Consider the following 12,093-nt stretch of genomic DNA (forward strand, 5'->3'; position numbering starts at 1 on the left):
TAAAGCAAATTGGTTACTTTTTTCTCAACCCAATTCCAATTATCAACCTCAGCCAGATTAGAGGTTGTAATTGACTGAATTTCGGTTATTTTGAACCAAATCTCCTTTTTCTGATTCGTCATGGAATACTTAGACTTATTTCAAAAAAATTATCAATGGATCATCACGATCATGGCGTTGCTTATTTATCCTAAAACAGCCAGCTACACCGTGCGATGGTTTGAGAATATGGTCATAGGCAAAGTCGATATTCATCGGCTTAAACGAGCACGTTGGCTGGTGAAGACCTTACTTTTCTTGGTGTTAGTGTTGACTCTGCTAATGATGTGGGGCGTGGAACTGCGTGGGTTATTGGTTGTTGGCTCATCACTTTTTGCGTTGCTTGGCGTCGGTTTGTTTGCAGGTTGGTCTTTGCTGAGCAACGTCACCTCATTTCTGGTTTTATTTGTACAAAACCACTGTCGCATCGGTTTATGGGTGCGAGTGGTGGATGGTGCAAATTTTGTTGAAGGTAAAATCGTCGACATGAACCTACTCAATGTCGTACTAGAGAATGTTGATGGCAATACAGTGCTCTATCCAAACAACCTCTTTATTGTTCGCCCTGTAATTGTATTAAACAAAACTCCAGAAAAAGCCGTGAAAAAAATCGAGAAGAAACAACTTCCTATCGGAGTAAAACGTTGAACGAATATCAAGACCTTTCACTGCATATTGAAACGATTTCAAAAGCCGATGAGCAGCAACAAATCGACTTACTCGGCGAGTACGTGGAAAGTGGGCTTGATGAAAGCTCGATCGCAATCATCCTAGAAGCTTTTCCTGTCGAGCAGCGGGTACGTCTGTGGCGTAGCCTACCCTTAGAGCTACACATTGATGTACTGACAGAGATGCGTGCTGAAGTACGTTTTTCTATCATCAACGCACTGTCAGAAATAGAACTAAAACTGACTCTCGCCAAACTCGATAACTTGTCTCTGCTCGAATGGGCCGATTCTCTGCCTGATGAAATCATCAGTGAAGCGCTGCGCTTAATTAGTCGCGACGAGCTTGAATTGTATGATCAAGCCAATGCCTATGAAGATACTGAAGTTGGCCACTGGGCAAACCGTAAAGTGTATACCTTGCCTTTCAGCATCAGTGTCGACAAAGCCAAGATACTATTGGAGAAATATCATTATGACTCTCCACAACATATCTATTTGATCAACAAAGCAAAAAAATTCCAAGGTATCGTGAGTTATACAGAAATTTTGCTTGCTGAAAGCAAAACTTTACTGAAAAACATCAAGCAAGATGATCTCTTTACGCTGAATGCTCACCAATCACTTTCTGAAGCAGTAGAAGCGTTAGAACATTCCCAATTGCCGACCGTCGCCATCATTGATAACCATGAAATCTTAGTGGGTGAAATTGACTGGCAATTTGCCCTGAGTACACAACGAGAGATTTACGAATCGCGCTTAATGGCCGGTACAGGTATGGATGAAGGAGATGACTTATTTGCACCCATCATTAAAAGTTCCAAAAAACGAGGCCTTTGGCTCGGGATCAACCTGCTGACCGCCATCCTCGCTTCGGTCACTATAGGTATGTTTGAAACGGTCATCTCGCAAGTTGTCGCGTTAGCGGTGTTGATGCCAATTGTTGCCTCGATGGGCGGTATTGCGGGAAGCCAAACCTTAACCTTGATGGTACGTGCCATGGCATTGAACCAAATTACACCGGGTAACCGTTTTGCGTTGCTCAAAAATGAAATTGGTATTGGTTCCATTAACGGTTTGTTATGGGCGTTGATCATTGGTGCCTTGGCAGGGCTCTGGTTCCAGTCAGCGATGATTGGCGCCACCATTTCACTGGCCATTGTTGTAAATATCATTACCGCCGCGCTGTTTGGGGTACTCATCCCGATCACGCTTGATAAGTTTAAGCTTGACCCAGCATTAGCGGGCTCTGTCATCTTAACCACAGTAACGGATGTTGTCGGCTTCTTTGCCTTCTTGGGCACAGCAAGTTTAGTGATGTTGTAGCTTTCCAAACCGCTTGAAGCAGCTTACATCAAAAACGGCAACTTTAAACAAGAAAAGCATGTCATTTCAGATAATTCCACTCTAACTTACTATCCTCTTCGACTATTGAGCGTTGTATCTTATCTGACTGCAAATCATGAATAAAAGCATCAATAAGTTCACAACGGATCTCATAACTGAGCATCTGCTTACCCCAAGCGTGTGAAATGCTCGGTACCAACAGAATTAAATCGAAATGGCTTAGCGATTCAATCACACTTTTATGTCCTAAGCTCGGAGGGTTAAAAGCACTCCCAAAGACGGCAATTTTGGTCATAGCAATCCTATTCAAGTCTGAAAACCATTTTCTCGGTTTTCTAATCTGATGATTTCGGTATGATACACCAAAGATTTATATTGCTTGCAGGAAAAGGAACCCTAATGGAACAAATGATCCGTGATGAGATGCGTGTTCTCTCATCCATTGACCCTGTTTATGAAATTGAACGGCGCGTTGAGTTTATTAAACGCAAATTGGTTGAATCTGGTTGTAAGTCTTTAGTGCTTGGCATCAGTGGTGGCGTCGACTCAACAACGTGCGGCCGTCTAGCCCAGCTCGCCGTGACACAACTCAACCAAGAATACGCCGTTAACGACTATCAGTTTATCGCCGTTCGTTTACCCTATGGCGAACAAAAAGATGAGGATGAAGCGCAGCTTGCTCTCTCCTTCATTCAACCTACTCACTCAATTTCGGTCAACATTAAAGCGGGTGTAGATGGCCTGCACTCAGCCTCTCTTGATGCGCTACAAGGCACAAGCTTAACTCCAACTGACAGTGCCAAAATTGATTTCGTGAAAGGAAATGTAAAGGCGCGCGCTCGCATGGTCGCGCAGTACGAAATTGCAGGTTTTGTTGGTGCGTTAGTACTCGGCACGGATCATTCCGCAGAAAACATCACCGGTTTTTATACTAAATTTGGTGATGGCGCGTGTGATTTAGCACCACTTTTTGGCTTGAGTAAACGTCAAGTGCGCGCGGTAGCGGCTCAATTAGGCGCACCACAGCAATTGGTTCAAAAAACACCCACCGCGGATTTAGAAGAGCTCGCACCACAAAAAGCAGATGAAGATGCGTTAAACTTAAGTTATGACCAAATCGATGATTTTTTAGAAGGGAAGCCTGTTTCACAGCACGTGATTGACCGTCTTGTCGCGATTTACACAGCAACTCAGCATAAACGTCAACCGATCCCAACGTTGTACGATTGATCGACACAATCTCTCTATAACTCTCTACAAAAAGCACTAAAGCCAACTTCTCAGTTGGCTTTAGTGTTAAAGTCGACAATACAAGCTTGCACAAAGTGCCAAATTATTGACTCATTTTAATCAGTGATTTACCAATCAGCCACTCAAGCTCCCTTGCGCTCTCTTTGCCAAACTGTACAGCCACCGTTTTGTATAACCGATCGACACCGTTTGCTGCAAATTCATCCGCATTTTCAGTCGTCACAACATGATGAAATAATAAACGCAAAATAGCCAAAAATTGTGCATTTTCCAGCGCATTTATCCAGCTATTTGAAAAGCTTGAAAGGTCATTTTCAAAATCTAAATGCTCAACAAACAGCTTAAAAATCCGCCCATCTAAAGCGGCCGTAAAATCGGTTTTCTTTGGAAAATGGTGGCTAATCCCCGTTCGTGAAACCCCTGTTTGCTGACTCAACGTGGTATACGACATTTTGTCGTAACCTAGTCTCAATAGCTGATCGACAACAGCATCCATTATTCTCTGAATGGTGATTTCAGTATCTTCTTTACTACGCTTTGGCATGGTCCAGACTCTTCTCTTTTTTATTAATCCATCTAACTCAATTGCGATGATAGTGCCGTTTCGCGAATCACCCCTCGTGGTATGGCATTTTCTGTCTAAAAAACCATCCTTTAAAACAGTAAATTCAAACCAGAATTATCTTGTTAAAAGCGTTATCTACTGGCTTGTTACTGTCACTCCTTTAGCTATCACTAATAAAACTTAAATTTCCAGTTTATTAGTCATCACCACTAATGGATGAAGCGCAATTTATAATATTAATAATTGTTTCAACCGAATAATCTTACAATCATCAACAATTCGCAACGAACTGAACACTGTTCTGACAAATTTATGACACAAAAACTAGTGATTATTTGAGCAGTATCACACTCATTAATTCATAACGATGGTTAAAAACTTTCGAACAACCAAAATAAGACGCGATTTACCCCAAACCTGATTGGCTTTTTGTGGCTGATAAACGATTTGCCCGTTAGAATGTCCATACATTTACTAAGAGGATTCACAATGAGTATCGAAAAAGACGTTGATATCCAAGTCTGCGAAGCATGTGGCTGCGCTGGCGAAATTGGCTTTATTATCAAAGAAGGTGATGAAGTTGCCGAAGTGATGGTCATGGCCCCCAACAAAGCTCAGCTAGAAGCTGAATTTGAGAAGTACCTCGCTCTTGCCAAACAGGTTTCAGATAATGTTGAGTTTGAAGTTTCACCGTTAGACGATAACTCTACTGAATTGCATGCACGTTTCAAATTTGAAGTCAGTGCCGAAAAACTTATTTTTGAACTGAAGTCGCGCTCTTTGGCTCGTTAATCTAATTGCTCTTAGCGGGCCTAATCATGGCTCGCTTTTTTATCGCCCAAGCACTTTGCTTTCTCATCCTAGGCAATGCATTATTGAAGCTTAACCGTAATCTGCCGATACTCTAGGTATCGTGTCTTCATCTGCAGGCTTTATGAATAAGTTTTCGCTTTTACTAACATTATGCAACCTTCTCTATGCCTCTTGTGCATGGTCACAGCCGCTCGATCAATATCAAATCCTTAACCACCTTGATAACTATGGCAATCTCTATTTGCGTAATAAACCCTACACAACACTACCCGAAAATCTCACGCTCAAAGGCAACCTAAATATTGCTAAGACATCGATAAAATCCCTGCCTAAGGGCTTGAATGTGCAGGGTAGTTTAGAAGCATCTAATAGCTTGCTAGAGAATATTCCAAAAGGTACCACCATTCGTGGTTATGCGAACTTACTGGGTAGTAAAATCAAATCGTGGCCAATGAGAATCAAGGTCGGTGGTTACCTGAATTTCACGGATACACCGCTTGAAACGCTGCCTGCGAATCTCTTAGTCAAGGGGGATTTGAGCGTAATTCGAACGCCATTAACCCAATTGCCCGAAGGTTTGGTTGTGGAAGGGAGTTTGTTTATTGGCGGTTCCAAAATCACCGAATTTCCTGACACGATGACCGTCAATGGCAATATTTATTTGGGAGGTAATGTCATCAGTAAATGGCCAAGCAAACTGACCCTTGGCGGCGCGGTCGCAAGATAGGCTAGAAAAAGAGAAGAGAAGAAGCCGTGAGCCCCTCTCTTCATCGTTTAATGATTATTGCTGATTCTTTACTGGGTTGGCGTAGCTATCGAGTAAATAGCGCTGTGCCCCTTCAGGGATCTGAGTCAGCTTGCTTTCTAAGTGAGCGCGGATATCTGGCGTGATATCACTACTTTCTATCCCAGCCGCTAACTTATTGATCGGGAATAATTTGTAGTTTGCGTGAATTTGGCGATCAATCTCTTGCGCCAATGCTTCTGGCGTTTCAAATGCTTGAGTAATCACTTCACCAAAACCAACATGCACTCGGCCTTTCTCACCGACAATGCCTTGGACAATGCTTTCAATATCTTCAAATTCCCCTTTTTCATAACGCCCATGCGTCGCTTTTTCATACAACTCACACGCTTTGGCCATATCGCACGGATCGTTTTCATATGAAATCGCGACCGGGACAATTTTGAGCGATTGAATATACTGAGCAAACTCTATTTTCTGCTTGCGCCCTTCCACATGGAACATTTTCAAAATGGCCGGATCGGTAAAATCGTTACCATCTTTTGCTCGTCCCTCTTTTTGCGCTATCCAGATAGAATTTCCAGTTTCAAGTGAGTGTTTAATGTAAGCAGATAAGGTACTGAGCGCTTTCATCATCTCGCGCGGGCCTTTAGCCGAGCGTTTCACAATAAAGCTCTTATTAAGACGCATCAGCTCTGTAGCACAAGGCTTTTTCAATAAGTTATCACCAATCGCAATACGCACAGTTTTATGCCCAGACATATACAGACCATAATTGACCAATGCTGGGTCCATCGCGATATCACGGTGGTTCGAGATAAATAAATAAGCCGTCTGTTTATCCAATTTATCGAGACCACTGAAGGTGACACCTTGTGTCGTTGATTCTAGCGTTTTCGTGAGATATTTCTTCACTTCAAGTTGGATTGCTTCCACGGACGTGAGTTTGGCCCATTTAAACTTTAAGTATGCTTTTACAAAAGGGCTCAGTATCGATTTTAGCCAAGCAGATCGTTTATCAAAACGATGTTGCAAAATAGCTGAGATAAATTCTTCATCATTGATTAAACGGTCAATAGCCGCTGGAATCTCATCGTCGTTGTAAGGACGGATATCTACATAAGGATCAGTTGTGGTGGTCATATATTCATACATCAAATAAAAAGCTGGCTCATTCTACGCATAGTTGACGTAGCTCGCAGCTACAGTCGTAACAGATTCACTAAGGTCAGACCAGAATAAGGTGATTTTAGTTCGCATATTTGGCATTTTCTGTGAGACAAGGTACTCTTAGCGCCCCAAAATCAGTGAGAAGTACCATGAACTACGCGATTCAATTTGAAGCCTTACTGTCTGCTAACTTAGTTGTCACCCCTCGCAAGAAAGTCATCAAGCACAGTTTGATTCGAGTAATGAGCGGATTAGTACTGTGTAAACTTGGCAAACATGAATATTCAGTTGAAGCAAAGCAGAGTTTTTGGATCCCTTTTGACTGTTTATGCTCGCTGACTATTTTTCCTAATACGCAGTGGCAGCGTGTCGATTTTTCAGTACGTTTAACCGCCGATTTTTCCCATCAAGCGGGTTACGTCACCTTATCTGAACTGAGCCAAGCCGCTTGTGATCACCTGAGCCAATGTCAACCTAACGATGAAATCTATTCGCACCTTCTTCATGTACTAAAAAGTGAAGCCACGCATTTTAAACCCAAATTATCGTTAAACAACTTCAGCGAAAAGCTATCAGCGTGGCAACCACATCAAGTAAGTGAGCTACCAATTGAATGTCAAATAGCACTACGTGTTCGTGAGGCACAAAAGCGCAAACTGTCTGGCATCAAGCTGAACCAAATCGTCGATGAGCTTTTCCAAGGAAATGAACAAGAGTGCCAACAACTTGCGCTTTTAGTTCTCGGGCGAAATTTGTAATTTTTCGCTTAAAAATGGATTGTTTACTGGCTGAATGATTAATCCCTAACTATACATTTATTAATAATATTAATATTTATTGATGGAAGGGATTGCCATGAAATTCAGCCATAAGATCGTCGCGGCGTCATCTTTGCTGCTGTTGGTCACCGTTACTCTGCTGACGATACAACAATACTTCACCGTCCAAAAAGAAGTGAAGTCACAAGTTGAAGCGAGTGTAACTGAAATAGTGGATGGGGTTAGCAATACCGCTGGTGCAGAGATCAATAGCCGCAAGGCCATTGCCGCTTACGCCACCAGCATGTTGGAAGTCGACATTAACCGAGAAAGTATGTCTAAGGTCATCACAAGGCCGATTGTCAAACAAACTTTTTTACTGGCTGGGGTCGGTTTTGAGAGTGATGGCTCTTACATAAGTAATGATCCTACTTGGAACCCAGGCGCATCATGGAATCCACGCGTGCGCCCTTGGTATATTGATGCAAAAAATGCCGACAAACTGATTATTACTGCACCTTACGCCGACTCTGCCACTAATGAAATATTGGTGTCTATTGCTACCCCAGTTAAAGATAACGGCAAATTTATCGGCGCCATCTTCTACGATGTTAGCCTTGCTGGGTTAGCAGAATTGGTCAACACCGTAAAATTATTTGATGCAGGCTATGTGTTTATTGTTTCATCCGACGGCACAACCATAGCCCACCCCCGAGCAGAGATGAACGGCAAGCCAATGAAAGAATACTTAGGCAATGCGGTTATCGCCGAAGAGCCTAAACAAGTGCTGATTGATGGCAAACACTACACACTCGATTTTTCAAAAGTACCCGGAGAGAATTGGTATGTCGGTGTCGTTTTGGATGAAGAGATCGCCTATGCGTCTTTAGCAACACTGCGCAACAGTTCGATCATCTATACGTTAATCGCTTTAGTCTTCAGTATTGCGATACTGCTTGTGCTTATCCGTCTGTTGATGAAACCGCTTGATGCACTTAATAATGCAATACAGAACGTTGCCTCTGGTAGTGGTGACTTAACCCAACGCTTAGCCACCGACACGGATAAAGAATTCTCGGTATTAGCGGTCGGTTTCAATACCTTTACTGAAGCCTTACAACAACAAATTACCCAGTCTAAAGCCATCGGTTCAGAAATTTTACGCGGTTCGGAAATGACCTCGATGGGGTTGCAAGAATCGGCCGAAGCGATGCGTGATCAACTCCATGAACTTGAGCAATTAGCCACAGCCATGCATGAGATGGCCACCACTTCTGGCGATGTCGCCAACAACGCGCAAGGCGCGGCGTCGGCGGCAAAAGATGCTGATGATGCGACAGAATTTGGTACCAATGTTGTGACCCAAACCACTCAAGCGATTGATAATCTTTCGACGCGTATTGATGAAGCAGTAACAGAGGTAAGTGCACTAGAAAATGCAACGGCAAACATCGAAACCATTTTGAAAGTGATCAACGACATTGCCGACCAAACCAACTTGCTGGCACTAAACGCAGCGATAGAGGCGGCTCGGGCTGGAGAGTCAGGCCGAGGCTTTGCGGTCGTTGCAGACGAAGTGCGTACGCTGGCGCAAAGAACGCAGCAATCCACGACGGAGATCCGTAATATGATTGAGAAGTTGCAGTCGAGCGCTACTTCTGTTGCCAATGCGATGAATCAGAGTAAAACAACGGCAGCTGAGGCGGTCAATCGTGCCGAAGAAGCGAATAATGCTCTGCTGAAAATCCGCGATGCTATTCAGCAAATTAGTGATATGAATATCCAAATAGCTTCGGCAGCCGAAGAACAAAGCTTGGTAGCAGAAGAGATCAACAACAACACGGTTAAGATCAAAGATCTTTCCGTTCAAGTTGCAGACGCCGCTGACAATGCCAACATAGCCATGCAAGCTCAAACCGAAAATATCAGAGAGCAAGATGCTATATTGAATAAATTTATCGTTTAATCCTCTACCACAGCAACTGGGTAGACTCAGTAAAGGCGCTGATTACGCGCCTTTACTTTTCTAACGACTCACCGTTTTATTCACCATCAGACATTTGATAGCCGACAAAGCATGGCGCTAGAGCGAGCGGCGATATCCATGACAATCTTTTGGTTATTGGGTTGATACTGCTGCTTCGTAAACAATTCTAGCATTGGATTTGTCCAATCAATTTCAACGCGCTGACTGCGTTGAGATTTGTTCAAAACCACTATCCCTTCCTTACCGCGGCTGAACACTAACAAGTCATCACTCGCTTCTAGCGTTTTCATTGGCAACGCATGCATTTTATTATGAAAAGCAATACACGCCGCCATTTGTGGCGAACACCATGCCTCTTGCCAGCGCGGAAGACCAGCATGGTTCAGAATGCCACTGGTGTTTAAATCGGTGTAAATTAATGGCACTCCCCCATCGCGACCAAGAATGTAGCTGTAGGCGATATTTTCTAAGGCTTCATCCATGACGAGGTCGGCAAACACAGCGTTGTTGGGGATATCATGCGTAATGGTGAACGTAATCGCTCGGTTGTTGGAAAGCGCCTGACCAAAACAATAAGGGTCAATCAGCCATTTCAGGCTACCTTTTGTTTGTAACGCATCGTATACCGTTTGAAATAGTGGAAAATCATAAGCACCCAACTTTGTTTCTTGCAGATAAGGCTCGAGAAAAAGTTGGTACTCTTCTTTGGTTGCACCGCCATCAGTAATGATCTCGCCAAAAATATGCATGCCTTGCGTAATGTCATCGGCCCATACTTTCTTCAAATGCTCAATAGACATATGCTTAGCAGCATCAATTCGAAATCCTTTGACTCCTAACGCTTTCAACGCCCTTAAATAAGCCTGTTGTTGTACAACCACATGTTCATTATCACGCAACGTCGGTAGGCCCGGATCATGCGCCCCTCCAGTAATGCGGCCATTTTGCACTTGCCAACGATCCTTCCAATCTTTTATGCCAAACGCTTCCACAAAGTCATCTTTATCAAAGAGTGGCTGGGTCAGATCACCAAAGAGGCGCAGCGCTTGGTACTCATCGCTTTTATTCTGGTAGGAAGCTAAGTCTTGTGCGCTCGGGTATTGTAAATCCAAACGCAATTTGGATTCGTTGGCCATATGGTTGAACACCACATCGGCATAAATTCGCAAGCCTAATGCGGTTAAGGTTTCAACCATTTGTTTAAAATCATGGGTATTGCCCAGTTGATTATCAATGATGCGATAATCTTGCGGTTGGTAACGTTGCCACCATTTTGTACCTTGAGCGGTTTTGAACGATTTCATCGGCGGTGAAATCAACACCGTTTTATAACCCAGTTGGAAAATTTGCTCTGCACGCTCAGCGACTAAACGATACGGCCAATCAAAAGCATGCAAAATCACATCGGTTGGTTGAACATTTGTCATACGTCAATGTCCCTGTTCATCATGGTTAACTCACAAGTTGAAAGAGGCGAAACCTCACAATACGTCACTTGTTTCTCAAAGCGCAGTTTAATTCTCTGCATTTAACGTTTTTAGAGTATAGAGAGCGTTTCAGCAATTCCATCAGCCTTATTGCAATATTGTTTGTATGAGAGAAAAGGCGTAGAGCGATAAAAAAGCGCCTAGCTTTCCAAAGGGCTACACAACAAGTCACAGTTTATGCTGATAATCTCGCTATAATTAAGGTCAGTGAATTGCCAATCGCGGTAGGGAAGAAAATGAAAAAACTACGCATTGATATCGTGTCAGATGTTGTCTGCCCTTGGTGCATCATTGGCTATAAGCGGTTAGAGCAAGCGCTGCTGGCTCTCAGCGATACGATCGATGTAGACATCCATTGGCACCCTTTTGAACTCAACCCTGCTATGCCTATAGGTGGTGAACACCTACAGCAACATTTAGCCAAAAAATATGGCACGTCGATAGAAGCAAGTTTACAAGCACGCCAAACCCTCAGCGCCCTAGGGCAAGAAGTCGGCTTTCAATTCAACTTCAGTGACGACATGCGTATTTATAATACCCGTAAAGCGCATCAATTATTAATGTGGGCGAATAGCCAAGGAAAACAATTAGAGCTGGAAATGGCACTATTTCGTGCTTATTTCACTTTCGGGCAAGCCTTAGATGACGATGATGTCTTGCTCGACCTAGTACAGAGCCTTGGTTTAGACAGAGAAATCTGCCGCGCAGTTTTAACTGATGAGTCGTGGGCGAAAACCGTTTCTGTCACAGAGCAACAGTGGTTAGAGGCAGGAATTCAAGCTGTGCCAGCCTTGATCATTGAGCAACGCCATCTTATCTCAGGCGCGCAAACGACAGAGATCCTTCAACAGGCACTCGAAGATATCGCGCAACAGCTTCCTATGACTCAATAACGTTTTCTGATAAAAAAGGGCACCACTACTGTGTGCCCTAAATACTAATGTGTGCCCTAAATACTATTGTGTACTCTAAATAAACTTGTGTGCTCTAAATTAAATAAAGTGGGTTTGAATTAATGGACGGGGGTATCCGTTTCTGTAAAGAATTGTCCAAAATGCTTTTCCAGCACTTCTGGCGTCAGCTTGCCTTCCGCTTCTAGCTGCTTAAGCTCAGCCACAATCGCTTTTTGCTCTTCCAACGAAGGCAGTTTCACTTCAGGTTCACCCGCCACCTGTTGTGACAATTGTGCTAACTCTTTTTCGAAATCACTCATTTTACTTACCTAAACATAAACGTAATGGGGGAAGTGTACCGATTTCCCCCTCA

The 12,093-nt window shown here is 43.4% G+C and carries 12 protein-coding genes and 1 pseudogene; 8 read left to right on the top strand and 5 right to left on the bottom strand.

Annotated elements, in window-relative coordinates:
• The first annotated feature begins 120 nt into the window (after positions 1-120).
• Positions 121-687, top strand: a complete 567-nt coding sequence (locus DD616_RS01020) for a mechanosensitive ion channel domain-containing protein (RefSeq protein WP_013867977.1) — start codon at positions 121-123, stop codon at positions 685-687.
• A complete protein-coding gene (locus tag DD616_RS01025) occupies positions 684-2,030 on the top strand; it encodes a magnesium transporter (RefSeq protein WP_017046070.1) in 1,347 nt (448 codons plus the stop codon). Before DD616_RS01020 ends, DD616_RS01025 begins: the two co-directional genes overlap by 4 nt.
• 91 nt (positions 2,031-2,121) lie before the next feature.
• On the opposite strand, the pseudogene DD616_RS01030 reads toward DD616_RS01025, so the two are convergent.
• Positions 2,122-2,346: pseudogene (locus DD616_RS01030) on the bottom strand (nucleotidyl transferase family protein); the annotation flags it as partial.
• Positions 2,347-2,450: 104 nt separating this feature from the next.
• Between DD616_RS01030 and nadE the strand changes: the two are divergent.
• The gene (gene nadE, locus DD616_RS01035; RefSeq protein ID WP_064626299.1) at positions 2,451-3,281 is read left to right on the top strand and encodes an NAD(+) synthase; all 831 of its coding nucleotides are present in this window, start codon (positions 2,451-2,453) and stop codon (positions 3,279-3,281) included.
• Positions 3,282-3,384: 103 nt separating this feature from the next.
• Here the strand turns inward: nadE and DD616_RS01040 are convergent, their stop codons facing one another.
• Positions 3,385-3,846 (bottom strand): TetR/AcrR family transcriptional regulator, encoded by a 462-nt coding sequence (locus tag DD616_RS01040; RefSeq protein WP_013867986.1) that lies wholly within the window; start codon positions 3,844-3,846, stop codon positions 3,385-3,387.
• A gap of 510 nt (positions 3,847-4,356) precedes the next feature.
• Here DD616_RS01040 and DD616_RS01045 point away from each other — a divergent pair.
• A complete protein-coding gene (locus DD616_RS01045; RefSeq protein WP_010318562.1) occupies positions 4,357-4,659 on the top strand; it encodes a YfcZ/YiiS family protein in 303 nt (100 codons plus the stop codon).
• A 121-nt stretch (positions 4,660-4,780) separates the two neighbouring features.
• Positions 4,781-5,407: a hypothetical protein gene (locus DD616_RS01050; RefSeq protein ID WP_013867989.1), complete on the top strand. Its 627-nt coding sequence runs from the start codon at positions 4,781-4,783 to the stop codon at positions 5,405-5,407.
• Between the two features lie 54 nt (positions 5,408-5,461).
• On the opposite strand, the gene DD616_RS01055 is transcribed toward DD616_RS01050, so the two are convergent.
• The gene (locus DD616_RS01055) at positions 5,462-6,568 is read right to left on the bottom strand and encodes a 1-acyl-sn-glycerol-3-phosphate acyltransferase (RefSeq protein WP_026028217.1); all 1,107 of its coding nucleotides are present in this window, start codon (positions 6,566-6,568) and stop codon (positions 5,462-5,464) included.
• Between the two features lie 176 nt (positions 6,569-6,744).
• Between DD616_RS01055 and DD616_RS01060 the strand changes: the two genes are divergently transcribed.
• Together DD616_RS01060 and DD616_RS01065 are read left to right on the top strand one after the other, a co-directional pair.
• The gene (locus tag DD616_RS01060) at positions 6,745-7,353 is read left to right on the top strand and encodes a hypothetical protein (protein ID WP_017043337.1); all 609 of its coding nucleotides are present in this window, start codon (positions 6,745-6,747) and stop codon (positions 7,351-7,353) included.
• A 97-nt stretch (positions 7,354-7,450) separates the two neighbouring features.
• Complete coding sequence (locus DD616_RS01065) at positions 7,451-9,319, top strand: methyl-accepting chemotaxis protein (protein WP_026028218.1); 1,869 nt, start codon at positions 7,451-7,453, stop codon at positions 9,317-9,319.
• An 86-nt stretch (positions 9,320-9,405) separates the two neighbouring features.
• Here the strand turns inward: DD616_RS01065 and DD616_RS01070 are convergent, their stop codons facing one another.
• Complete coding sequence (locus tag DD616_RS01070) at positions 9,406-10,767, bottom strand: alpha-amylase family protein (protein ID WP_017046062.1); 1,362 nt, start codon at positions 10,765-10,767, stop codon at positions 9,406-9,408.
• Between the two features lie 272 nt (positions 10,768-11,039).
• On the opposite strand from DD616_RS01070, the gene DD616_RS01075 reads away from it, so the two are divergent.
• Positions 11,040-11,720 carry a DsbA family oxidoreductase gene (locus tag DD616_RS01075; RefSeq protein ID WP_094127212.1) on the top strand — a complete coding sequence of 227 codons (681 nt, stop codon included), beginning with the start codon at positions 11,040-11,042 and terminating at the stop codon, positions 11,718-11,720.
• Between the two features lie 119 nt (positions 11,721-11,839).
• Here the strand turns inward: DD616_RS01075 and DD616_RS01080 are convergent, their stop codons facing one another.
• A complete protein-coding gene (locus DD616_RS01080; RefSeq protein WP_013867995.1) occupies positions 11,840-12,040 on the bottom strand; it encodes a restriction endonuclease subunit S in 201 nt (66 codons plus the stop codon).
• Positions 12,041-12,093: the final 53 nt, after the last annotated feature.

The sequence above is a fragment of the Vibrio anguillarum genome, assembly GCF_003390515.1.
In the GTDB taxonomy this organism is placed as follows: Bacteria; Pseudomonadota; Gammaproteobacteria; order Enterobacterales; family Vibrionaceae; genus Vibrio; species Vibrio anguillarum.